24 protein-coding genes are annotated in these 20,329 nt (G+C 61.7%); 8 read left to right on the top strand and 16 right to left on the bottom strand.

Translation table 11 applies throughout. From position 1 onward, the window contains the following. Positions 1-13: 13 nt before the first annotated feature. Positions 14-508: a YcxB family protein gene (locus QMG46_RS02505; RefSeq protein ID WP_281850872.1), complete on the top strand. Its 495-nt coding sequence runs from the start codon at positions 14-16 to the stop codon at positions 506-508. A 108-nt stretch (positions 509-616) separates the two neighbouring features. On the opposite strand, the gene QMG46_RS02510 is transcribed toward QMG46_RS02505, so the two are convergent. Further along, the gene (locus tag QMG46_RS02510) at positions 617-946 is read right to left on the bottom strand and encodes a winged helix-turn-helix transcriptional regulator (RefSeq protein ID WP_281850873.1); all 330 of its coding nucleotides are present in this window, start codon (positions 944-946) and stop codon (positions 617-619) included. Positions 947-1,035: 89 nt separating this feature from the next. On the opposite strand from QMG46_RS02510, the gene QMG46_RS02515 reads away from it, so the two are divergent. Further along, complete coding sequence (locus QMG46_RS02515; protein WP_281850874.1) at positions 1,036-1,344, top strand: antibiotic biosynthesis monooxygenase family protein; 309 nt, start codon at positions 1,036-1,038, stop codon at positions 1,342-1,344. Positions 1,345-1,500: 156 nt separating this feature from the next. Here the strand turns inward: QMG46_RS02515 and QMG46_RS02520 are convergent, their stop codons facing one another. The 4 genes from QMG46_RS02520 to QMG46_RS02535 are packed head-to-tail and all read right to left on the bottom strand — an operon-like array spanning position 1,501 to position 5,506. Next, positions 1,501-2,094 (bottom strand): DUF2894 domain-containing protein, encoded by a 594-nt coding sequence (locus QMG46_RS02520; protein ID WP_281850876.1) that lies wholly within the window; start codon positions 2,092-2,094, stop codon positions 1,501-1,503. Then, complete coding sequence (locus QMG46_RS02525) at positions 2,087-2,734, bottom strand: OmpA family protein (RefSeq protein WP_281850877.1); 648 nt, start codon at positions 2,732-2,734, stop codon at positions 2,087-2,089. The genes QMG46_RS02520 and QMG46_RS02525 overlap by 8 nt, the downstream gene beginning before the upstream one ends. Then, complete coding sequence (locus QMG46_RS02530) at positions 2,731-4,827, bottom strand: DUF802 domain-containing protein (protein WP_281850878.1); 2,097 nt, start codon at positions 4,825-4,827, stop codon at positions 2,731-2,733. The genes QMG46_RS02525 and QMG46_RS02530 overlap by 4 nt, the downstream gene beginning before the upstream one ends. Positions 4,828-4,837: 10 nt before the next feature. Continuing rightward, positions 4,838-5,506 carry a DUF3348 domain-containing protein gene (locus QMG46_RS02535; protein ID WP_281852793.1) on the bottom strand — a complete coding sequence of 223 codons (669 nt, stop codon included), beginning with the start codon at positions 5,504-5,506 and terminating at the stop codon, positions 4,838-4,840. Positions 5,507-5,800: 294 nt separating this feature from the next. Here QMG46_RS02535 and QMG46_RS02540 point away from each other — a divergent pair, with 294 nt between their 5' ends. Then, positions 5,801-6,268: a hypothetical protein gene (locus tag QMG46_RS02540; protein WP_281850879.1), complete on the top strand. Its 468-nt coding sequence runs from the start codon at positions 5,801-5,803 to the stop codon at positions 6,266-6,268. On the opposite strand, the gene QMG46_RS02545 is transcribed toward QMG46_RS02540, so the two are convergent. Next, positions 6,255-7,919 (bottom strand): MASE1 domain-containing protein, encoded by a 1,665-nt coding sequence (locus QMG46_RS02545; protein ID WP_281850880.1) that lies wholly within the window; start codon positions 7,917-7,919, stop codon positions 6,255-6,257. The two genes, QMG46_RS02540 and QMG46_RS02545, sit on opposite strands and share 14 nt — an antisense overlap. A 236-nt stretch (positions 7,920-8,155) precedes the next feature. Here QMG46_RS02545 and mgrA point away from each other — a divergent pair, with 236 nt between their 5' ends. Continuing rightward, positions 8,156-9,187 (top strand): L-glyceraldehyde 3-phosphate reductase, encoded by a 1,032-nt coding sequence (mgrA, locus tag QMG46_RS02550; RefSeq protein WP_281850881.1) that lies wholly within the window; start codon positions 8,156-8,158, stop codon positions 9,185-9,187. Between the two features lie 276 nt (positions 9,188-9,463). Here mgrA and QMG46_RS02555 read toward each other — a convergent pair whose 3' ends face one another. After that, the gene (locus QMG46_RS02555) at positions 9,464-10,936 is read right to left on the bottom strand and encodes an MFS transporter (protein ID WP_281850882.1); all 1,473 of its coding nucleotides are present in this window, start codon (positions 10,934-10,936) and stop codon (positions 9,464-9,466) included. 63 nt (positions 10,937-10,999) lie between these two features. Between QMG46_RS02555 and soxR the strand changes: the two genes are divergently transcribed. Beyond that, positions 11,000-11,443, top strand: coding sequence for a redox-sensitive transcriptional activator SoxR (gene soxR, locus QMG46_RS02560; protein ID WP_281850883.1), 444 nt, complete (start codon positions 11,000-11,002; stop codon positions 11,441-11,443). 20 nt (positions 11,444-11,463) lie between these two features. Here soxR and QMG46_RS02565 read toward each other — a convergent pair whose 3' ends face one another. From QMG46_RS02565 to QMG46_RS02580, 4 genes are all read right to left on the bottom strand, one after another. Further along, positions 11,464-12,321: a class I SAM-dependent methyltransferase gene (locus QMG46_RS02565; protein ID WP_281850884.1), complete on the bottom strand. Its 858-nt coding sequence runs from the start codon at positions 12,319-12,321 to the stop codon at positions 11,464-11,466. Positions 12,322-12,358: 37 nt separating this feature from the next. Beyond that, positions 12,359-12,712 (bottom strand): hypothetical protein, encoded by a 354-nt coding sequence (locus tag QMG46_RS02570; RefSeq protein WP_281850885.1) that lies wholly within the window; start codon positions 12,710-12,712, stop codon positions 12,359-12,361. 1 nt (position 12,713) lies between these two features. Beyond that, a complete protein-coding gene (locus tag QMG46_RS02575) occupies positions 12,714-12,869 on the bottom strand; it encodes an RH3 domain-containing protein (RefSeq protein ID WP_281850886.1) in 156 nt (51 codons plus the stop codon). A gap of 158 nt (positions 12,870-13,027) precedes the next feature. Next, a complete protein-coding gene (locus QMG46_RS02580; protein WP_281850887.1) occupies positions 13,028-13,699 on the bottom strand; it encodes a glutathione S-transferase family protein in 672 nt (223 codons plus the stop codon). Between the two features lie 128 nt (positions 13,700-13,827). Between QMG46_RS02580 and QMG46_RS02585 the strand changes: the two genes are divergently transcribed. Further along, positions 13,828-14,301, top strand: coding sequence for an Lrp/AsnC family transcriptional regulator (locus QMG46_RS02585; protein ID WP_281850888.1), 474 nt, complete (start codon positions 13,828-13,830; stop codon positions 14,299-14,301). Positions 14,302-14,355: 54 nt separating this feature from the next. On the opposite strand, the gene QMG46_RS02590 is transcribed toward QMG46_RS02585, so the two are convergent. From QMG46_RS02590 to QMG46_RS02605, 4 genes are all read right to left on the bottom strand, one after another. Then, positions 14,356-15,066, bottom strand: a complete 711-nt coding sequence (locus tag QMG46_RS02590) for an SDR family NAD(P)-dependent oxidoreductase (RefSeq protein WP_281850889.1) — start codon at positions 15,064-15,066, stop codon at positions 14,356-14,358. Between the two features lie 86 nt (positions 15,067-15,152). Next, positions 15,153-16,124 carry a LysR substrate-binding domain-containing protein gene (locus tag QMG46_RS02595; RefSeq protein ID WP_281850890.1) on the bottom strand — a complete coding sequence of 324 codons (972 nt, stop codon included), beginning with the start codon at positions 16,122-16,124 and terminating at the stop codon, positions 15,153-15,155. A gap of 99 nt (positions 16,125-16,223) precedes the next feature. Then, positions 16,224-16,643 carry a DUF1801 domain-containing protein gene (locus QMG46_RS02600; protein ID WP_281850891.1) on the bottom strand — a complete coding sequence of 140 codons (420 nt, stop codon included), beginning with the start codon at positions 16,641-16,643 and terminating at the stop codon, positions 16,224-16,226. A gap of 87 nt (positions 16,644-16,730) precedes the next feature. Continuing rightward, a complete protein-coding gene (locus tag QMG46_RS02605) occupies positions 16,731-17,705 on the bottom strand; it encodes an alpha/beta fold hydrolase (RefSeq protein ID WP_281850892.1) in 975 nt (324 codons plus the stop codon). Positions 17,706-17,838: 133 nt separating this feature from the next. Here QMG46_RS02605 and QMG46_RS02610 point away from each other — a divergent pair, with 133 nt between their 5' ends. Continuing rightward, the gene (locus tag QMG46_RS02610) at positions 17,839-18,702 is read left to right on the top strand and encodes an AraC family transcriptional regulator (RefSeq protein ID WP_281850893.1); all 864 of its coding nucleotides are present in this window, start codon (positions 17,839-17,841) and stop codon (positions 18,700-18,702) included. 139 nt (positions 18,703-18,841) lie between these two features. On the opposite strand, the gene QMG46_RS02615 is transcribed toward QMG46_RS02610, so the two are convergent. After that, on the bottom strand, positions 18,842-19,459 hold the full coding sequence (locus QMG46_RS02615) for a CGNR zinc finger domain-containing protein (protein ID WP_281850894.1): 618 nt from the start codon (positions 19,457-19,459) through the stop codon (positions 18,842-18,844). Positions 19,460-19,615: 156 nt separating this feature from the next. On the opposite strand from QMG46_RS02615, the gene QMG46_RS02620 reads away from it, so the two are divergent. After that, positions 19,616-20,308 carry an alpha/beta fold hydrolase gene (locus QMG46_RS02620; RefSeq protein ID WP_281850895.1) on the top strand — a complete coding sequence of 231 codons (693 nt, stop codon included), beginning with the start codon at positions 19,616-19,618 and terminating at the stop codon, positions 20,306-20,308. The last annotated feature ends 21 nt before the right edge of the window (positions 20,309-20,329 follow it).

Genomic DNA, 20,329 nt, shown 5'->3' on the forward strand with positions numbered 1-20,329 from the left:
TCAGGGGCATTTAATGAATGACGTCATATCGGTCACCGCGAAACGAACCTTCGCTGGAAGCTTCATTGTCGTCACTCAGTTATGGTTTACCACTCCATCCGGATATCTGTCGATAGCGTTCATAACCGCGCTCATAGCCTACGTGTTCTATGACCAACGGTACCCATGGTTCGCTGTGATCGGGGGGCTTGTCTGGGTCGCATTCATGCTGCCCCTGATATTTGCCATCCAGGCATGGAAGATCAGGCAATGGTCTCGATCCACTGGACAGCCTGTCTTTTCATTTGACGAAGAGAGTGCCACATGCAAGAGCGGGCTCGTGGTGACTCGCGTTCCCTGGTCCGGGATCAAACAAATAAAGTTCACCAGGAAAACCTGCTTTTTCTATCTAACGAAACAAGCCGCGTGGTTCTTCGGACGCAACGAGCTTAGCAAGCAACAAGAATCCGCCATCCTCAGCTTTGCCCGGCGTTCGAATGTCAAGTTGACGGGTAAAGCTGCGACATGACCCCGGCTGCGATCCGATGCAGATCTCTTTCGCATAGCTGCCAAATTATTGGTAGACGACAGGCTTTATATCGTTGTGAGCTGATATCACAACGATCCAGCTAGCTCCCTAGCGCTGCGACCCCATCGCACCGTGCTCCTTGCCCCATTGAGCCAGCGCATTCAACGCCGGACGTAGTGTGCCGCCCAGCGTGGTCAGCGTGTAACCCATCGCATCACCGCCGGCATCGCCGCGCTCCACCATGCCGTCGCGATGCAGCTGCGTCAGTTGCTGGCTCAACACCTTGTGCGAGATGCCGATTAAGGTCGCCTGCAATTCACCGAAGCGCTTCGGGCCAGCACTAAGCTCCCACAGAATCGCCGGCTTCCATTTGCCAGCGATCGCGCTCAAGGCAAGCTCTACCGAACACACATAGGTGGTTGTCTCTTCCACGTCCATCGCCACTCCCGGTTACCGATTGGTGCGTATCGCGTTGATGGCTCACGCGTCATCATGCGGCCTTCCGCCCAGCGAAGAGCGCTCTACGCATGATCGTCGAATATATCCGCTATCGCCTGCCAGAGGCCGACTCGGCAGGCTTCGAACGTGACTACGCCTCTGCCGCCACTCATCTCGCCGCTAGTTCGTATTGCCTGGGTTACGAACTGACGCGCTGCATCGAGGAAGCGGGCGTATATATTCTGCGCATTCGCTGGACGTCGGCGAATGATCATATGCAGGGGTTTCGGCATAGTCCGCAGTTCCCGCCCTTTCTGGCCGCTATTCGACCGTATGTGAGCCGGATCGAGGAGATGCGTCATTACGAGGTGACGGCGGTTGCGAGTGAGGCTGTGTAAGTCAGGCTAACTTTGGGGAAACTCTCACCCTTTCCTATTCGTCGCCCCGGCGAAAGCCGGAGCCTAGTGACTTACGCTTCAACGTGCTGAAGGCGCTGGGTCCCGGCTTTCGCCGGGGCGACGATGAAAACTGATGTTGTTTGCGCCTTCTACGCTTTATTTTTTGCGCGCTCTCTTGGCGCTCACCGGCCGGGCAGCATCTTTAGCTGCCAGAGCGACGGTGTCATTCATCTGCTCCATCCATGACAAGGCGTCTGCATAGGATAGAAACTGCTGGAGATATCCGGGCGAAAGCTCGCGCATCAGCACGATCGATCGGTGCACGAGAGCGCTTGAGTTGAGCGGCCCGGCGTTTGTCGGCAAATGATCGAGCGCCTGCCGCAACTGGTTCTCGCTGCGGAGCTTGGACCAGATGTTTCGAAACGTGTCGAGCGCCGCCAGTTCCGGAAACGATGCGGCGCTGTGGCCGGTCATGTGCTCGACCAGGCTGCCCAGCGTCTCGCGAGCGGGCGCGGCCGGCGATGTCGATTTACCGGCTTTCCGTGCTTTGGCTTTTTTCAGATCGGCCGCATACGTGTCAAGCAACACGGCCAGTTTCTCGTCCAGCACACGCCGCACCTCGCCCTCATGACCGGCAGCGCGCTTCTCCAGCGCGTCCATGTAATGAAAGCGGATGGCATCCAGCCGATCGGCGCCTTGCTCGCGCCACGCGTCGATGGTTGCCCGGACGCCCATGCCGCGTTTACTCATGGGCATTTGTATCGGTTGCCGACGGCTTCGGAATGGGCGCGATTTCCACGCGCCGATTCTTCGCTCGCCCTTCGTCGTTGGCGTTGGAACTGACTGGCTGCTGTGAGCCAAATGCCGCGGCAAATACCGACGAGGCGGGGACGCCTTCGCCGATCAGTGCGCGCGTGACGGTCAATGCGCGTTGCGCCGAAAGCTCCCAGTTGTCGGCGAAATGGCGGTTGCCATCGTGCACTTGCTGGTCGTCGGTGAAGCCGCTCACCATCAGGATCTCGTCGCGGGACTTGAGGTAGTTGGAAAGCGGGCCCGCCAGGCTCTTCAGTACGTCCAGCCCTTCGGGTTGGAGCTGATCGGAGTTCAAGGCGAACAGCACGCTGCCGCGGATGCCGATGCGCCCATTGATCAGCGTCACACGGCCCTGCGCAAGCGGTGCCGCCAACGCCTGCTCCAGGGTCATGCGGCGTTGCGCTTCGGCCTGCCGCTGCTTGACCTCTTCGTCCAGCCGGTTGGAGAGTTGCAACTGCACGCCGATCACGCCGACAAGAATCAGCACGAACACGCCGAGCAACACCGACATCAGGTCGCCGAACGCGGCCCAGATCGGTGCTGTCGATTCGGTGTCGACTTCGATGTCGTCGCTCATGCCGGCTCGACGCCGGCGGAGGCGCGCTGATCGGCGAGTCGTTGCATGTCTTCGATAATCTGTTTCTGCGAAAGCATGCTCAGGTCGATCACTTCCTTCGCCTGCGCCACGTAGTACGCCAGCTGTTCGTCGCTACGGGCGAGCGATGCATCGAGCGCGGTGGCGACGTGCTGCAGGCGGTCCATCAAGCCGTCGTTCGACTTGCCCAGCTGCTGTACGGCCACGCCGAATGCCTCGCCCAGGCTCGCCACTTCGATCGCGCTACTGGTGACCTGGGCAGAGACCGCGCCGAGCTTGCCGGTTTCGGCCTCGATGTGATCGGTGAACCGTGTGCTGACACGATCGAGCAAATCAGCCGATGTGGTGACCAAGGCATCGACGGCGACTCGCTGCTCGGTGGACGCGTGGTTCACGGCATCGAGCAGGGTTTCGAGCGTCGCCAGCAGACGACTGCGTTCGTCCAGCATGGCGGTATCGCGAACCATACTGTCGGAGAGTTTCTGGCGCAGTTCGCCGACGACTTCGGCCGCCACCTTGGGCGCTTCCGATGCAGCCTCCACGAGGCGGGAAATTTCCGCGATGGTGTCGCGGGCGTGCGCCTGCGTCTGTGCCGAGATATCGTGGGCGGTGCTTGCAAGCGTGTCGCAGATCGCCTGCTGCCGGCTCGCCGCATGCTCGCCTGCCTGTTCCCAGTTTTTGCTCAACGCGCCGGTCATCGCGTCGAGCGTCGTTGCCCAGCTGGTGAGCCGCTCCTGGTCTCTGGATTCGAGCGTTGCCTGCAAGTCCGTATGCGACTGGTGCATCACGCGGACCAACGATGTCGCGTGCTCCTCGAAGGTTGTCCCGGCGGCGGCCATGGCCTGCTGATTGCGGGCAGCCAGGCCTTCGTTGACCGCTTCCTGCTGCGATAGCGCCCTGGTCCACGCATCCGCGACGCTGCCGACCGTCGCATCGAGATGGGCCGAAACATTTTCCAGCAGACCGGCCGAGCGCTGCTCGAAAGTCTCGGTGAAATGTTGATGCGAGCTACGCAGATCCTTGGCAAGCGCTTCGTTCGATCGCTCGTGCTGAGCCAGCGCGTTCTTCCAGATATCCGCTACCGTGGCGGTCGCCGTTTCGAAGCCCGTCGACAGATCTTGCAGTTGTTGCTTTACGGCTTGCGTGACAGTGTCGTGCAGTGATGCTGTTTCGCGTACGAGACCTGCCATCGTGGATTCGACGACCGGTTGCAGTACCGCGCCGGTCGCGCGCGCGCTTTCGGCAGCGCTCTCTTTCAGCGATTGGTCCACCGACGCGGCCAGCCGCGTATAGATGGACTCGGTCGTGGCATGAAGCGCTTGATGGCTGGCCAGCTGTCGCTCGCTCGTGGCCATGCTGTGCTGCTCGATGGTCGTCATCATCGTCTGTAGCCGATCGATCAGCGCGGGCATCAACTCGGTCTGCTGCTGCAGAAGTTTGAATGCCTGCTCACGCTGGTAGGCCTGCGAGTAGATGCGCAAAGTCGAGGCGATCTTCGCGTCCAGCAGCTGTACCGCCGCGAGCCGCTCGCGCCGGCAAAGCGCCGAGAGCAGACCGAGCATCGCCGAGCTGGCCACGCCTGCGATCGACGTGCCGAACGCAAAGCCCAGGCCCTTGACCGGTGCGGCGAGCGACCCACGGATCGCCTGCAGATCCGTCGCGCTTTCCAGTGCCATGCCAGTGCCCCGCAGCGTCGCCATCATGCCCAGCAACGTGCCGAGCATGCCCAGCAAGACCAACAAGCCCACCAGGTAAGGCGTCAGTGCCGGCGCCGGCAATGCCACGCGCTCACCCTCGGCGCGCAGACGCACTGCGTTGCGCAGGCTCGGATGCAAGCGGTCGAGCCATGCGCCGAGGCTGGACGGTGCCGCGGAAAGGTCCATCACGGCGTGCTGTAGCGTCGCTGTAGCCTCACGATACCGATACAGCTCGAGCGCGCCCGCCAGATAGCAGGCGCCGATCAATAAGGCGACGGCCGCACCGAGCGGATTGGAGCCCACATAGCCCACGCCGATCCAGCACACGGCGACAAAGCCGATCAAGAACACCGTGAGATTCAGAAGATTTCTAAACATGACTTCCCAGTTAGCTGGTGCGAAGCGCTGCAAGCAGGCCTTCGACCGGTTGAAAACGAACGTCCAGTTCGGCGAGCAACACGCTCTGCATGTCGTTGCGAAACACGTCCAGCCATGCGCCGGGCGTTGCGGTATCCAACGTCTGCTCGGCCTGGCGCAGGCGTTCGAAGTGCTCCCCGAGCAGCGCAGGCACGGTCGCCAGTAGCTGCTGCTCACGCGGACTCAGTGCGAGCTCCATGACGGCATCTACCTCAGCCAGACGCGCCATCTCCACCGATGTCTGCGCAAGCATGTCGCGCAGCCGGCCACGCAGATTGCCCGTAGCCGCCATCATGGCCCGCTGCCGGGTGAGGTAACGCTGGCGAAAAACCTTGTAATCGACCGCGGCACCAGCGAGCCCCACGTTACGGTCGCCAGCAATGGCCTGGACCAGCGCGCCATGCACGCGGGCACACTCCTCCTCCGCCGCACTATCGAAGATTGGCGCACCGGCATTCATCGCGGACGGCCCGCTGTCCAGCGCGGTGGACAGCGCAATGGCGTGGGCCCAGCTGAGCCATTGGCTGAGCCGGTCCGGCAGCGAGGGACTCGATTGTGGGGCGTCGACGTTCGCCAGACGAGCAAGCAAACGAATGAACGTCGGGCCACGGACAGTCGTCCGTTGAGGGTTCTGCACGATTGGGCTGGTCAAAAGACGACCATTTTATACGGTTATGGTGACCGCGCCTGCCGCAGACCCAGGGGCAATGGTCGGATCGATTAAGCCTGCATTCCGGCGGCATGCGCGTGCCAGACCCCCGGGACCCGGAGACATGGGTGTATCAGGCGCCACAAGCCATGCGTATCGTGAGCAGCCATAAGCCTTTCCGGCAAGGCGCGTAGAGCCAATCATCCTGGTCCATGACACATTTTGCCCTTCGGCAACGGTGATACATTCGATTGACTATCACGATAACCGAAGGGGAATACACCCATGTTGAAGAAAGCATTTGCCGTTCGGCCCGCCCTGTTCATCGGACTGATGGCCGTCACGCTGGCCGGCCCGGCGATGGCCCAGCAGCAACCCGCCTCCGGCCTGGGTAGCGCGTGGCCCGCCGACGCCCAGGATGTCAGCCGCACACCCGGGTTCCATGCCTATGCCTGGGTCAAGGGGGGCGTGAAATACGTGCAGATCAACGATAACGCCGGCAACGTCCTTGCCGCCTTCGCTACCGCGAACGGCACGTTCCTGCCGCTGCCCATGGGGCGTGAAGCGGCCAATCTGCAGACGCCGCAGGATGTTCCGGCCACGGCCGCATCGACGTCATCGCCCGGCGTCACGGTTTACCAGGACAGTTCCGTGAGCGTGACAGCCGCCACGCAATCCAACGGAACCACACTTCTGAAAGCCTCCACCTGCACCAACCCGGTGGAATGCAGCACGCACCTCAACGCAAAGTGAGGAACGCCGGGGTGGTGTTGGGTTGTTGATTCACACGCACCACCCTGGTCCGTTCCGGCGCAACGCCGGCCTCATACAACATCAGGCTGATCAGCTCCCCGTGCTCAGTCGTACGCACACGGACTTTTCCGTCGTAGAGCGCAACACGATCCTTGATGGCATCGATGCCCAGCCCGGTGGCTCCCAGACGATAAAGCAAGGGACCACCGTGGATGCGCTGCGCGGGGTCGCTGGCGAAGAGCGCATCCACCCGTACGACGACCCATCGCCGATCGCCGAACTGGCCGCCGCGAATCCGAACCGTCAGGTCACTGACGCCATGGCTTGCGCACAAGTGATTGACCGCCTCGTAAACGATGCGATGCAGCGCCAGTTGCAGGGATTTGGACAGCTGCTGGGTGTTGCCGTGGGCGTGCACCCAGTAACCGATGCGGTGGGTATCCAGCGCGCGGGCCACGCCGCCATGGCGGAGTGCGGCGACCAGTCCCTGTTCTCGCAATGTCACCGGATGCAGTCCGTCGACGACCTGGAACAGTTGCTCCCGGGACAGCGTTGTGCGGCGCCGTAATGCTCGCGTGTCCACTGCCGGCCAGAGCTGGCGCAGATGTTCGAACATCACCTCTTCGGTCTCGTGCACCGACTCGCTCACCAGCTCGATGGCTTGCGCAGCCTGACGAAACTGTTCCTCCGCCTGGGCCTGGATTCTCAGCGCCAGCTCGATCGATGGGTCGCTCGTGTGGGCTTGTTGTTTGTCCGCCCAATGCAGTGCCGCGATCCGACTTCCGAACAGCAACATCGAGCTGATCGCGAATGCCACGAAGACTTCCGACTGCAAGGTCGTCGTGTCGTAGTGCTTCTGCATCGTCAGCACGATGCAGAAGCTGGCGACGGTGCCGCCGATCGCGGCGCCATGCCAGCCATGACGAAGCGCGAGCGCGACGACCGGCAGGAACATCAACATCTGGGCGACCTGGCGAGAACCCTCGCTTCGGGCGTCCAGGCCGATCCACACAAGCAAGGCCAGGGCGGGCACCAGCAAGCCTGCGGTCTCCAGGACCAGACGGCATTGCATGACCTGCAAGAAGATCGCCCATGGGGTGCTGGCGCGTCTGGACCACCGGCTTCGAACCAGCAGCACCAGCGGCACGACGGTCAAAATGCCGAGAAAGTTACCCACGAACCAGCGCGAGATTTCGACGCCGTAATCGATCGCGGGCGCATTCGCCGGCAAAAGCGCCACGGAAAGCGCAGCCGCATTGGCCAGGGTCCACACCCCGGACACGACCAGGGTGCACGACAGGACAACACCCATCGGCACCTGCCCTTTTGCAGGCACCATCCCCAGGCGCTCCCGGCAGAACTTCACCGGCGGCATCGCCAGCGCGATAGGGGGCACCATCATGACGCTGGACCAAAGCCAGCCGAAGGTTTCCAGGCACGAGAGGCTGGTGTAACCCACCGGCACCAGCTCGCCCACGATCAGCGCGGGCCAGTAGCGGTAGGGGGTCAGCATCAACACGGATAACCGATAACCGGCAAACAGAACCCAGTGCGACCAGGAAAGCTGCCTGAGCAACGCATAGCCGAGCGCATAGGCGACAGCCACCGCCGCATGCTGTAGCCACACGTTCCCTCGTGAAAAACCACTCATTCGGCTACCCCTTCGAGATCGGACATCCCTAAGCACAACGGCGGTATGCGCAACAACGTCGACATCGCCTAATCATGCCCCCGAAACCTGGCGGAAACTGCGATGTCACACACGGAGTGAGGCCTCCGTGGAAAATGCTATCTCCCGATATTCCTATACCGGCGCGCCGTCCGCAAATGCCTCCCCTCGCCTAAACTTGGCCAATCCCCCACCCCCTATGCCTGGAGACCCGCCTCGTGCCTTACCAAGCCGCCCCCGACCGTTATGACCACGCCATGCCTTATCGCCGCTGCGGCAGGAGCGGCATCGATCTGCCGGCTATCTCGCTGGGTTTGTGGCAGAACTTCGGCGGCGCGGACGTCTTCGAGACCGGTCGTGCGATCTTGCGACGCGCATTCGACCGTGGCGTGACCCATTTCGACCTGGCCAACAACTACGGCCCGCCCTACGGTTCGGCGGAAGAAAATTTCGGTCGCGTCATGGCCGGCGACTTCGCGCCCTATCGTGACGAATTGATTATCTCGACCAAGGCAGGCTGGGATATGTGGCCTGGCCCTTATGGCGGCATCGGTGGCAGCCGGAAATACCTGATCGCCAGTCTCGACCAGTCGCTCAAGCGCATGGGGCTGGACTATGTGGACATTTTTTATTCACATCGCGTCGACGCCACCACGCCACTGGAAGAAACCATGGGCGCGCTTGCGCACCTGCATCGCCAGGGCAAGGCACTGTATGTCGGCATTTCCAGCTACTCGCCCGAGCTGACCCGCAAGGCGGCGGCCATCCTTGCCGAGGAGCGCGTACCGTTGTTTATCCATCAGCCGAATTATTCGATGCTCAATCGCTGGATCGAAAACGGCCTGCTCGACACGCTCGAAGACCTGGGCACCGGCTGCATCGCCTTCTCGCCACTGGCGCAGGGCATGCTTACGTCGAAATATCTCAACGGCGTTCCGGCCGATGCACGCGCGGCGCGCGGTGGTTCGCTCGGCAAGGACATGCTGAGCGAGGCCAATCTCCAGCACATTCGCGCATTGAATGCGCTGGCCGAACGTCGCGGGCAGACGCTTGCCCAAATGGCCATCGCCTGGACCTTGCGCGACCCGCGCGTCACCTCATCGCTGATCGGCGCACGCACGGTGGAGCAGCTCGACAATTCGCTCGATGCCGTCAAGCGGCTCGATTTTTCCGCCGATGAATTGGCTGAGATCGATAAGTACGCGACGGAAGGTGGCACCGACCTGTGGCGTGAGTCGGCTTCGTTGTAACAGGTTGTCTAGTTGGAGCGAGACTTCTGCCGGTAAGAAGCACCGTTGATAACGCTTGCATCGTGATGATGGACGACATCACGATGAAGGTTTCCCTATCGTCATCCCGGCGCAGGCCGGGACCCAGTGGCCTCGGTTCTTGTTTTTACGAGCGCACTCAGGGCTTTTCGCGAGAACCTCATGATGACGCCACTGGGTTCCGGCCTACGCCGGAATGACGAGTAGGAGGCTACTCGGGTTCCCTGGAGTCGCCCCTACACTTTCAGCAGAGCACAGCTAGTTTGTAGGAGCGACCTCAGTCGCGACCGTCCTTCGCGTCAGAGCAAGCCCAAGCACAGCCAACACGGCACTGAGCGAGAAAACCGCCAGATAGGCCATCGATGGCGCGTGCGACAGCAGCCGGGCAAAGATCGCCCCATCCAATGCCAGCACGCCGGCAACACCGAGTGCGTCGGCAAGCCTGAGCGCCGAACTGTTGTTGCCTACTTCGTCGGGTGCGCTGTAGGCCAGCAGCAAGACGGAAAGGCTGGGGTAGACCAATCCCATGCCGGCACCGGTCAGCGCCCACGCGACCAGCGCCCCGCCGATAGCGACAAGACTTGCTTGTTCCATGGGGTACGCATGTATGACCGCGATGGCCGTGCTCAAGATCAGCACGCCGGCAATCATCAGGCTCATGCCTTTGCGCAGCAGCCCGTTACGCGCCTGGGTTTGCTGGGTATTCCCCTGATACCACGAGCCCAGTGACCAGCCTAGCGCGCCAATCATCAACACCGCTCCCGCCCAGACCGGCGACAAGCCGTATTCGCGGGACAGCAACAAAGGAATGAACGCCTCTGTGCCAAAGAACACCGCACCGGCGATCGCACGTAACGCAATCACGCCGGCTACCCCGGGCCGGGCCCGCAGCGATCCTTTCGGCAACAGGCGTTGGGCCGATACAAACAACATGATCAGTGCAACCACCGTCAACAACGCATGACCATGCCCTGACGGTTCGCTGGCCAGATGCAGAAGACAGACGCCGATCGCCGCGCCGCAGGCCCAGGCGACGCGCGCATCGAACAGACGAGGTACGCCGGTCAGCGGCTTGCGACCAACCGATGCGAGCGAGCGCATGCCAGGACGCATCATCAGTGCAGCGGGCAGCGCCAACAAGGGAACCGCCAGAAAAACCCACCGCCAACCGACATGCTCGACGATGACGCCGGTCAAGGTGGGGCCGATCAGGGAAGGGATTACCCAGCCTGCCGAGAACGCGCCAAATATCTTCGGCTGCAATCGCTCCGGATACGTCCTGGCAGCGATGACGTAAAGCACGACCGATATGGCGCCCGACCCAACACCCTGCACGATACGGCCCCACAAGAACCAGGTCATGTCCTGCGCCCAGCCACTGACAAGTAATCCGGCCATGAACAGCGCAACGCCTATCCATAGCGGTGGTATCGGTCCGCGCACGTCACTCCAGCGTCCGGCCGCGACCATGCCGACGATGTTGGCGGCGAGCGCACCTGCAAAACTGAGCGTGTAAAGCGATACGCCGTCCAGAGCGGCGGCGACGGTCGGCATCGCGGTGGCTACGGCCAGGGATTCAAAAGCACCGAGCGCAACCAGAGCAACCATGCCGATGGTCGCGGCCCGATAACGTGGCGATAAAACGCTTTCGTCCCTGCTTACGCCATTCTTGGACGGGCTTCGCCTGTCCTGGGAACCCGTCGGCGAGACTTGTGCAACATCGATATCCATGCGGTTTGACTTCAAATGAGGGTTGTCTCAGGCTAAACCCTCAAGTTAACTTGAGGTCAAGCCATGCCCTCCTCCGAACTCAGCGTGGGTGAACTCGCCAGGCGAAGCGGCGTGGCCGTATCGGCGCTGCATTTCTACGAGTCACGCGGGTTGATCCGCAGCATGCGCAATGCCGGAAATCAGCGCCGCTACACGCGCGACGTGCTGCGGCGGATTGCCCTGATTCGCATCGCCCAGCGCGTTGGCCTTTCGCTACGGGACATTCAGGACGCGTTGGCTCAGCTGCCCGATTCGCGTACGCCCACACGCGCGGACTGGATACGTCTGTCACGTGCGTGGCGACACACGCTTGATGCACGCGTGGCTCAATTGCTGGCCTTGCGTGACCAGCTCAGCGACTGCATCGGCTGTGGCTGCCTTTCGTTGCAGCGTTGCAGGCTGAGCAATCCGGCCGATTGTCTTGCCGACAAAGGCAACGGCGCCTTGCGCTGGCCTGCCGACGAGTGACGCGTTACCCGCGTCTCTACTTAACTTACGGCGACCAGGAACGATTCGCCGTGAGCAGGCTTCAGACCATCGGCTCGATCGGCAAAATAGCGCTGGACCAGATCCGCAGTGGAGACGTGAGTGGCCTGCCGAAAACCCGCCTCGTTTGCCAGCGCCAGCATCTCCATCGGCTTGAAGAAGCTGAGAAAGGGCGTGCCGGCGGCACGTGCACGCTCATGTAGCGCCTGGTGCTGAGGACGCTCTTTCGCATCGATCAGGTCCAGCGGCAGCAGGAACGTCATGGCCAGCGTGGATGCCGGCGCAAGCTGGGCGACCTGTCGCAGCAATGCGATATTCGCGTCCCGCCGGAGGTACATGGAGACGCCTGTGGAAGCCACCACCGCCGGCTTGGACGGATCGAAGCCCGCACGCAGCAGTTCATTCCACCACGACTGCCCGGCCTCGAAATCGACCGATACCAGCTTCAGCCACTCAGGAATGCCGAACCCAAGCTCGGCAAGGCGACGCCGTTTCCATGCTTGCGGACCGGGCTGGTCGACTTCGAAAACGCGCATGCGCGAAGCAATCTCGACTCGACGCTGAGCGAATGTGTCCAGGCCCGCACCGAGAAGCACATACTGGCTGACGCCAAGACCGACCTGTTCCGTAACCAGGTCTTCGATGAAGCGCGCCCGGCCCACCACACCCGCCCGGTAACCCGCCGTCCCTGCAAGATTCATATCCGGACGCTGCCGCCAATCATTGAGTGGATCGATCAACCGAAGGCCAACGGTGTCTTCGAAGACATGCGGCGCAGCATCGGCCTCGACATGCATCGCACGCCATAGCGCAACGCGCGCGGCGGTGCCTTCCGGCTTCAGGTCTTGGTCGTCACTCATGGGGATCTTCTCAGCGATCGTGTTGCGATCTTCGGTATCAGAGGTTCGGCGGTAACGGGGCTTCTACCGCAAGCTGACGTCCATCGGGATCGTTCAACAACATCTGCAGCGCGGGCCAATGCTGTTTCTCAAAGGGCTGGGTTACCGTACCGCTGCGCGGCGGCGTGAATTGCTCCGCGTCGTCGATCGCAACGCCAAGCACGACTTGCAGCACGTGATCGCTCGGGCGCTCCGCCACAAAAATGTAGGGACCGCCGTGGGGATGACGCAGGCGACCGGAATGATGGTCGGTCTCGAATTCGAGTTCATAACCGAGGTCCTGCCAGAACGCGACGGTTTTGCCCCAGTTATGCGTTTCGATGAGGATGCCATCGATACCGTTGGTCTTCATGCTACCTCCGCTTTCGCTGTTGGGCGTCGAGATAAGCGCGCAATGCGGCGGCAACGATCGCCGATAGCGATTGCTCGGTTTCAACCGCGTGATGCTTCACCTCGCGAACCAGTTCGGTGGGCAAGTACACGTTGAATTGCTTGACGGTGTCTGCCATTCGCCGTGAAACCTTTGCTAGGATGCTAGCATCCTAGTTCGATATCATTGATAGCGCAAGGGTCGGTCGCCACTGAAGTCGCTCCTACAAATTCAGGCAAGCACGGCTAGCTTGTAGGAGCGACTTCAGTCGCGACCGCACCGACAAGAAACAATAAATCACGCCAGAGCCAAGGCATCGGATGCTCCTGATATCGGATAAGCAACCGGAGCCTCGTCGACCGTATCGCCCTCAAACGGCGTGGCCATCATCGATGGGCGCATACTCATCTGCCGATACCAGGACTGCAATCGCGGCCGCCCCACCTCGAAGTCGTAGACCTGCCGAAACGCTATCCAGCTCAATGCGGTAGCTAATGCGATGTCGCCGATATCGGGCTCCCTGTCCTGCTCGACCGTCGCTTCTAGAAAATCGCACGCTGCAACGATCTTTTGCCGATAGCCTTCACGCAGCGGAGCCCAGCGAACCGCCTCCGGGCGACGGTCGGTCTCCCAACGAACTGCGATACCGGCGTCGGCGATGCCCATGGCAACCGCCTGATTGCGAAGCGCTATGAAACGCTGCGCGGACGACGCCGGAAAGAGTTTTAGCCCTTGCTGCAAGCCATCCAGGTATTCGCAGATCACGCTGGAGTCGAACAGTACGGTCTGGTCGTCGCAGATCAGCACGGGCACCTTGCCCAATGGATTGAGCGCAAACACTTCCTCGTTCCGGAGCGTCGGGCTGGTTTCGTGGTGAATCACTTCCAATTGCCCGGCCAGCCCCATCTCATGGGCGGCGACCAGGACTTTGCGCGCATAGGGTGAATGCGACTGGTACAAGAGCTTCATGGATAACGCGTTCCAACTCGCTGCGGGGTATGGCCTATGCTAGGGAACCGTGACGCGGCTAGTCCGCGACTATTTACTCCAACACGCGATTTTCCCGCGACCTGAGCAGGCTGCACGCACAGATGCCCATGGACCTCGACAAACTTGACCGGCGTATCCTGGCCATCGTCCAGAACGACACGCGCCGCCCTGCCGAGCTGATCGGCGCCGAGATCGGCCTCTCTGCTTCGGCGGTGCAACGACGCATTGCCCGGATGCGCGAGGAAGCCATCATCACGGCCGAGGTTGCCGTGGTCGATCCCAAAAGCGTCGGTCATCCCCTGACCATGATCGTGGATGTCGAAGTCGAGCGGGAGCGGCCCGAGCTGCTGGCCAGTCTCAAGCAATGGATCGCCACCGAACCGCTGATCCAGGAAGCCTGGTACGTCACCGGCGCGGGCGACTATGTGCTCATCGTCGTCGCGCGCGATGTGGAAGATTTCGAAGCGGTGATGCAAAGAATGGTCACGCAGAACGCGAATGTCCGGCGTTTCCAGACGCGCGTGGCATTGGGCACACTCAAACGCGGGCTGCTGGTCCCCATGGACCCCTCGGCCGACTAGCTCCCGCGCAGCCGCGAGAGATCGGGGCGGGCAAGATGCCCACCCCGGGAGCGATCAATGACCCGCGCTCTGCCCGCCGTCGACATGCAGAATCTCGCCCGTGACAAATCCTGCGCCATCGAGATAAAGAATCGCATCCACGACATCGGACACCTCACCCATCCGACCGACCGGATGCAATCCCGCGAGCATGCCGTGAGTCTCCGGAGCATGCATCGGCGTCTTGATGACCCCCGGCGCCACGGCGTTCACCCGGATGCCGCGCTTGGCGTACTCGATGGCGAGCGACTTGGTCGCGGCGTTCAAGCCGCCTTTCGTGAGCGATGCCAGCACCGACGGAACGCCTTCGATGGCCTGTTCGGCAAGCGTCGTGGTGATGTTGACGATATGTCCGCTGCCCTGTTTCTCCATCTCCGCGATCGCCAACTGCGTGATATGGAAAAACCCATTGAGATTCACCGCAAGAATGCTTGCATAGTCTTCTTGGGAGTACGCGGTAAACGGTTTGGCGACGAAGACACCGGCGTTGTTCACCAAGGTATCGATACGGCCGAAACGCGACATCGCTTCGGAGACGATGCGCTCGGCAACAGCACGGTCGGAGATATCGCCCGCCACGGCGATGACATCGGGGTCACTCGACGGCTTGATCGAACGGGAATTGGCGATCACGCGGTAATTGCGATCGCGGAACGCCTTGACCACGCTTGCACCAATACCTTGCGATGCGCCGCTAACGATGGCGACTTTCTGTTGGCTAGTCATGATGTATCACTCCAAGAGGAAGGGGGCCCGACTCAGCGCCGGGACGTCCTCAATCTAGGAGCACGCTGCCGATTAGCGAATCCCCGCTATTCGGCAGACTTTCTTCCGCGCCGCGGTGGAATCGCCGGATCGGGGGCCATCTCGATCTCTCTGGCCCGGGATACGAATATCGTGCGCAGGCGCGGAAGCGCGAAGTCGACGAACGCACGCACCTTGGGCACCGCAAGGCGGCCGTACGGCGATACCAGATGCACCGGAATGAGCGCAGGTTCGGCGTCGGCCAGAACGATGCGAAGCAATCCTTGCTTGACCTCCTGTGCGACGTGATAGGAGAGCAGCCGCGACACGCCATACCCTTCGAGCGTCGACTCCACCGCGGCGCGCACGTTGTTGATCACCAGACGCGGCACCAGCGAGACGGAGCGCGGAACCGACGAACCCGCCAAGGGAGGAAAGCTCCATGACTCCTGCCCCATATGCGACATGGCGATGATCTGATGCTTGGCCAGGTCGGAAATCTCCGCAATCCGCGGATGCGTCGCCAGATAACGCGGCGATGCCACGACCACTCGCCGCACATCACCTACCCGATGCGCCACCAGCGTCGAGTCGGCCAGGTGCGTAATGCGCAACGCGAGGTCCATGCCTTCATCGATCAGATTGACCGGCCGCTCCAGCATATGCATCCGCACATTGACCGTCGGGTATTCGTCCATGAACGCGTCGACGATGGGGCGCAGTATCTCCACGCCGCTGAACACAGTGGAGGTAATCGTCAAGGTGCCTCTGGGCACGGATTTTTCGCCGGCGACATTCCTGTCTGCTTCTTCCAGATCCAGGAGTACCTTTCTACAGGCCAGGGCGTAGCGCTCGCCCGCCTCGCTCAGCTTGATCGATCGGGTGGTGCGGTGGAGCAGCGGCACGCCGACATGTGCCTCGAGAAACGCCACCGCCCTGCTTACCGCCGCCGCCGAACGCCCGGTTCGGCGGCTGGCGCCCGCGAGGCTGCCCTCATCGAGCGCCGCGATAAAGACCTTCATGGCATCAAGGCGATCCATGAAAGCCTCCTGTGAATGTGCGATGTGGACGTAGGGACATGTTGTCGATTGGACCACCACGCGGTACGCGCGTCGATAGCCTGGGCTGCCGCTACGGCTTCACGCCTTCTTGCTTTTCGTCGCTTTCGCTCGCACAGCCGCTGGCGCTTTCTTCTTCGACTTGCTCTGGTTGTAGGCAATGGCGGCCCGAATGAGCTTTTTCAGAGCGGCACTATCGACCTTGTCGCCTTCGAAGTAATCGATCGCTCGTCGCGCGTTGCCGTCGAGACCCGCGTTGAACAGTTTGTCGGGATCGGGAAGGCTTGCCCCATAGGAGAAGGTCAGCTTCACCTTGCCTTTGTGGGCATTGGCCACCGCGATGATGCCATCGCGATACCACACCGGGCTGCCCATCCATTTCCATTCCTCGACGATCTCCGGGTCGGCCGCAAGGATGCTCTTGCGGACGGCGGCGAATGTCTTGCCGCGCCAATCCTCGATACTCGCGATCAACTGGTCGATACGTTCGGATGGATTCATGGAATCTTTTCGCCTCGCATGCTGGCCCCGTGCCGATCGCGAGTATCGCCATTCATGCCTGACGTAACAAATGCAATGCAGCACCGCTCATCCAGGCACATTCCATAGTCGCCGAGCCTCTTCAGCAACCACGTCCGGCAGTTCCTCCGGGAAAAACAGCTTGGCTTGCTCGACCCGGCGAACGCCCAGCGAATGACCGAAGCTGCGGTCCAGATAGTCCGGACCGACCGGCGAGAAGATGGTGTCGCCCGTGCCCCATACGATGCGCGCAGGCACGGAACTACGCTTGAGCAATGGTCCGATGCCGATCAGCGGGTTGTGCTCCAGCCCGATGGTATAGGCCTGTACCAGCTCCCTGCGCCGCGGCGTGCTGATCAACGGCGGAAAGTAGTATTCGTTCGCCTCGTCGGTGGGATTCGTTGGATAGGTATAGAGATCCCGGTACTCCCGGCGTGCCCGATCCTTGTCTGCGATCCAGGGCGCTATAAGCCGCTCCGGCAGGGTCCCTGCGTGCGCCCATTCCAGCGTCTTTTTCAGTGCAGCCGGTGGGCTATCGGGTTCGGTGTCGCAATTGGCGAGCAGTATGCTGCGGACCCGGGCGGGATGCCGCACAAGTAACAGTTGCGCAGCCTGGCCGCCGCTATCGCTGGCAACGATGTCGACCTTGTCTATGGACAGCGCATCCAGGAAGCTCACCATCATCGCCACCTGCGCATCCGGCGTCACGCTCTGCCCCTGGGCCACCTCGGTATAACCCAGCCCCATCAGGTCCAACGCAATACAACGACGATGCGCCGACAGTCGTTCCAGCGCGCCACGCCACTGGAACCCGTTGAGAAGGTATCCGTGCACAAACAGCGCAGCGGCACCGTTGCCACGCTCCACATAGGCGATATCGCCAAACGGCGTTTTCGCATAGCGCCGCAACGCGCGGTAAGCTGCCGCGTTCATCGGTTGCGATGCATTTGCGCCCGGACTCGCATTCACACACGACCCATAGCCGCCCATGACCACACCGGCCAAGGTGACGCCGGTCAATGCCAGAAACTCTCTTCGTCTCATACCGGTTCTCCGGGCAACTCGTGTCACGGCAATATGGGTTGCCGGGCCAACGCTTCGCGCGCATAAAAGGCCGATAGCGGACACGGGCGGTTTTTTCCTTGCGCCACGCCGGAGGACATAGAAGAATCCGGCCATGAGCGACGGTTCCCCGCGCCACCCCGATACCACACCGCCCTCCCCGCCTGCGGTTGCGCCCGATGGCGGCCAGAAGCGCGCGCCGCTGGTCGATCTTGTGACGGTGCCGGTTCCTTCGGGATATATCGAGCCGCCGGTCGATGACCGCTTCCACACGTTCGACTATCACCTGGGCCAACCCGTTCAGGTGACTTGCCGCATGGACGGACAGGAACGGCACGGCCTTCAGATCCAGGGGCACTGCTCCATCGTGCCGGCAGGAACGGCGCATCGCTGGATGTTCGATCGACCCGCCGGCGCATTTCTGGTTCGCCTGTCACCGGCGTTCGTGCAGGAAACCGCCGATGCGATGAACCTAAAGCCGCACGTCGCCGAGCTCGCACCACGCATCCAGATGCGCGATGCACAGATCGAACGCATCGGCTGGATCATGCAGGCCGAGGACCAAGAGGGCTGCCCAACCGGACGGCTGTTCATGGACAGCCTCGCCACCGCACTGGCGGCGCGCATGGTCGCACTGCAGACACGCCGCGATGAGCCGCAGCCCAAGTCCGGGCGCGGTCTGCCGCCATGGCGGTTGCGCCGGGTGATCGAATACATCGAGGTGAACCTCGATCGGAATCTCGCGCTCGCCGAGCTTGCGGACGTTGCCGGTTTCAGCCTGTCGCACTTCAAGTCGCTGTTCAAGCAGGCGGCGGGGACACCGGTACATCGCTTCGTGCTAGAGCAGCGCGTGGAGCGTGCACGTGCGCTTTTGCTGCAGGGCGAAAAGAGCATGACCGAGATCGCCATGGAATGTGGCTTTGCCCACTCCAGTCATATGGCGCGCTGCATGCGCAATGTGTCGGGGCGTAGCGTCTAGCTTCGAAAAAGATCCCCGTTTCCATCGTCATCCCGGCGCAGGCCGGGATGACGAATAGGAGGGGTTCTCCTGGCCCCCTGGCGCCCGGTTCGAGACTGTATGGTCAAGCTCTCCCAGGCGAGGCTGCTCTAGCTGTGCATTACGCGGCAGGGAGCTTCTGACGAAGCCGGTGCGCCGCCTGTTTCGCACGATTGCCGCAGATCGCCATGCTGCACCAGCGGCGCGCATGCCCTCTCGTGTGATCGGCGAAAAGCAAGGTGCATGCAGGTCCCTCGCATGCTTTCACATGCGAGAAATCCTCTTCGCAAACCAATCGCGCCATGGCCTCGGCGATCGGCAGCAGCAAGGCATCGGGTGACGTCCAACGCCGCATCGGGGTCAGCGTGAATATCGACGACTCCCCCGCGACGATCTCCGTGTAGCGCTCATCGCGAGTCAACAGCTCGTTGATCGGCGCAAGTTCCATCAGGTCCGCCCCCGCCAGCGGGCGCCCCTTGTGCTCACGCACAAAAGCACGAAACCACTCACGAAGCGCCCTCGCTTGCCCTGCAAGTCGGTCGACTTCTCCAGGAATGGCCCGCTCACGTGCCGAACGAAGCACCTCTTCGGGCACCAGCTGCGCTTGCTGAAGCCAGCTCAACAGTCCCTCACCGTCTTCGAGCGTATCGACCTGTGTCTCCACCGGCGTGAAGACGGAATTGAGGAAGTCCAGTCCGAGCGAGTCGGCGAGGAAAAGGGCGGGCGTGGATGGGGTCATAGGGCGTCTCCTGCGGTTAAGAGTAACCGTCTAAAAGCATGTTGACAAGTTACGTCTGCCTGAGTAACCTCTCAAACAATATTTAGGCGGTTACGTAAATTTCAAGCCGCCAGCCCGCCCCTCCGTTGAGGCACTACCGCATAGGAACTGGCAGAAATGAACGCAAAAGCAGTAACCGTAGTTTTCGCCCACGGCGCCTGGGCAGACGAATCGAGCTGGACCAAGGTGACCGACCTGCTCCAGTCCAGAGGCATCAAGACAGTTACTTTAGCCTTACCGCTGTCTTCGTTGCCCGACGACGTGGCGGCGCTCGATGGCGCTCTTGAACGAGTCGATGGACCGGCGATCCTGGTCGGTCATGCCTATGCGGGCGCCGTTATCGCGTCGACGCAGAGCGACAAGGTGAAAGCACTCGTCTACGTCGCGGGCCTGGCACCGGACGAAGGCGAGACGGTGGCGGATGTGTTCTATCGCTACGAACACGACGACAAGGCGCCGGTTCTGGCGCCGGATGGCGACGGTTGGATCCGGTTGCCGGTGGAAGCTTTCGAAACGGCATTCGCGCAACACGCGACGGCCCAGGAGCTCAAGCTGCTGGCCGCATCCCAGCGGCCCATTTCGCCGGCCAGCATCACGGTTCCCGTCGGCGCGCCGCTGTGGAAGCGCGTACCCAGCTGGTACCTGGTGGCGCAACGCGATCACATGGTTCCCGAACAAACCCAGCGTTTCATGGCTGAACGCATGAACGCACACATCCGTGCCTATCCGGTCGACCACTTGCCGAGCGTGACGGCGCCTTCGCTGGTCGTGGACGTCATCGTCGACGCCATACAACACAGCGCAGCGTGAAGTCCGTACTCAATCCGAGGC

The organism is Dyella sp. GSA-30 (genome assembly GCF_027924605.1).
Classification (GTDB): Bacteria; Pseudomonadota; Gammaproteobacteria; order Xanthomonadales; family Rhodanobacteraceae; genus GSA-30.

What these genes read in the sequence shown, in the direction of transcription:
- QMG46_RS02525 (WP_281850877.1), bottom strand. Translation starts at nt 2,734, where the DNA reads ATGAGCGACGACATCGAAGTCGACACCGAATCGACAGCACCGATCTGG.
- QMG46_RS02565 (WP_281850884.1), bottom strand. Translation starts at nt 12,321, where the DNA reads ATGAGTGACGACCAAGACCTGAAGCCGGAAGGCACCGCCGCGCGCGTT.
- soxR (WP_281850883.1), top strand. Translation starts at nt 11,000, where the DNA reads ATGCCCTCCTCCGAACTCAGCGTGGGTGAACTCGCCAGGCGAAGCGGC.
- QMG46_RS02605 (WP_281850892.1), bottom strand. Translation starts at nt 17,705, where the DNA reads ATGAGACGAAGAGAGTTTCTGGCATTGACCGGCGTCACCTTGGCCGGT.
- QMG46_RS02610 (WP_281850893.1), top strand. Translation starts at nt 17,839, where the DNA reads ATGAGCGACGGTTCCCCGCGCCACCCCGATACCACACCGCCCTCCCCG.
- QMG46_RS02530 (WP_281850878.1), bottom strand. Translation starts at nt 4,827, where the DNA reads ATGTTTAGAAATCTTCTGAATCTCACGGTGTTCTTGATCGGCTTTGTC.
- QMG46_RS02620 (WP_281850895.1), top strand. Translation starts at nt 19,616, where the DNA reads ATGAACGCAAAAGCAGTAACCGTAGTTTTCGCCCACGGCGCCTGGGCA.
- QMG46_RS02595 (WP_281850890.1), bottom strand. Translation starts at nt 16,124, where the DNA reads ATGGATCGCCTTGATGCCATGAAGGTCTTTATCGCGGCGCTCGATGAG.
- QMG46_RS02585 (WP_281850888.1), top strand. Translation starts at nt 13,828, where the DNA reads ATGGACCTCGACAAACTTGACCGGCGTATCCTGGCCATCGTCCAGAAC.
- QMG46_RS02580 (WP_281850887.1), bottom strand. Translation starts at nt 13,699, where the DNA reads ATGAAGCTCTTGTACCAGTCGCATTCACCCTATGCGCGCAAAGTCCTG.
- QMG46_RS02540 (WP_281850879.1), top strand. Translation starts at nt 5,801, where the DNA reads ATGTTGAAGAAAGCATTTGCCGTTCGGCCCGCCCTGTTCATCGGACTG.
- QMG46_RS02570 (WP_281850885.1), bottom strand. Translation starts at nt 12,712, where the DNA reads ATGAAGACCAACGGTATCGATGGCATCCTCATCGAAACGCATAACTGG.
- QMG46_RS02615 (WP_281850894.1), bottom strand. Translation starts at nt 19,459, where the DNA reads ATGACCCCATCCACGCCCGCCCTTTTCCTCGCCGACTCGCTCGGACTG.
- QMG46_RS02545 (WP_281850880.1), bottom strand. Translation starts at nt 7,919, where the DNA reads ATGAGTGGTTTTTCACGAGGGAACGTGTGGCTACAGCATGCGGCGGTG.
- QMG46_RS02505 (WP_281850872.1), top strand. Translation starts at nt 14, where the DNA reads ATGAATGACGTCATATCGGTCACCGCGAAACGAACCTTCGCTGGAAGC.
- QMG46_RS02600 (WP_281850891.1), bottom strand. Translation starts at nt 16,643, where the DNA reads ATGAATCCATCCGAACGTATCGACCAGTTGATCGCGAGTATCGAGGAT.
- QMG46_RS02510 (WP_281850873.1), bottom strand. Translation starts at nt 946, where the DNA reads ATGGACGTGGAAGAGACAACCACCTATGTGTGTTCGGTAGAGCTTGCC.
- QMG46_RS02520 (WP_281850876.1), bottom strand. Translation starts at nt 2,094, where the DNA reads ATGAGTAAACGCGGCATGGGCGTCCGGGCAACCATCGACGCGTGGCGC.
- QMG46_RS02555 (WP_281850882.1), bottom strand. Translation starts at nt 10,936, where the DNA reads ATGGATATCGATGTTGCACAAGTCTCGCCGACGGGTTCCCAGGACAGG.
- QMG46_RS02590 (WP_281850889.1), bottom strand. Translation starts at nt 15,066, where the DNA reads ATGACTAGCCAACAGAAAGTCGCCATCGTTAGCGGCGCATCGCAAGGT.
- QMG46_RS02575 (WP_281850886.1), bottom strand. Translation starts at nt 12,869, where the DNA reads ATGGCAGACACCGTCAAGCAATTCAACGTGTACTTGCCCACCGAACTG.
- QMG46_RS02515 (WP_281850874.1), top strand. Translation starts at nt 1,036, where the DNA reads ATGATCGTCGAATATATCCGCTATCGCCTGCCAGAGGCCGACTCGGCA.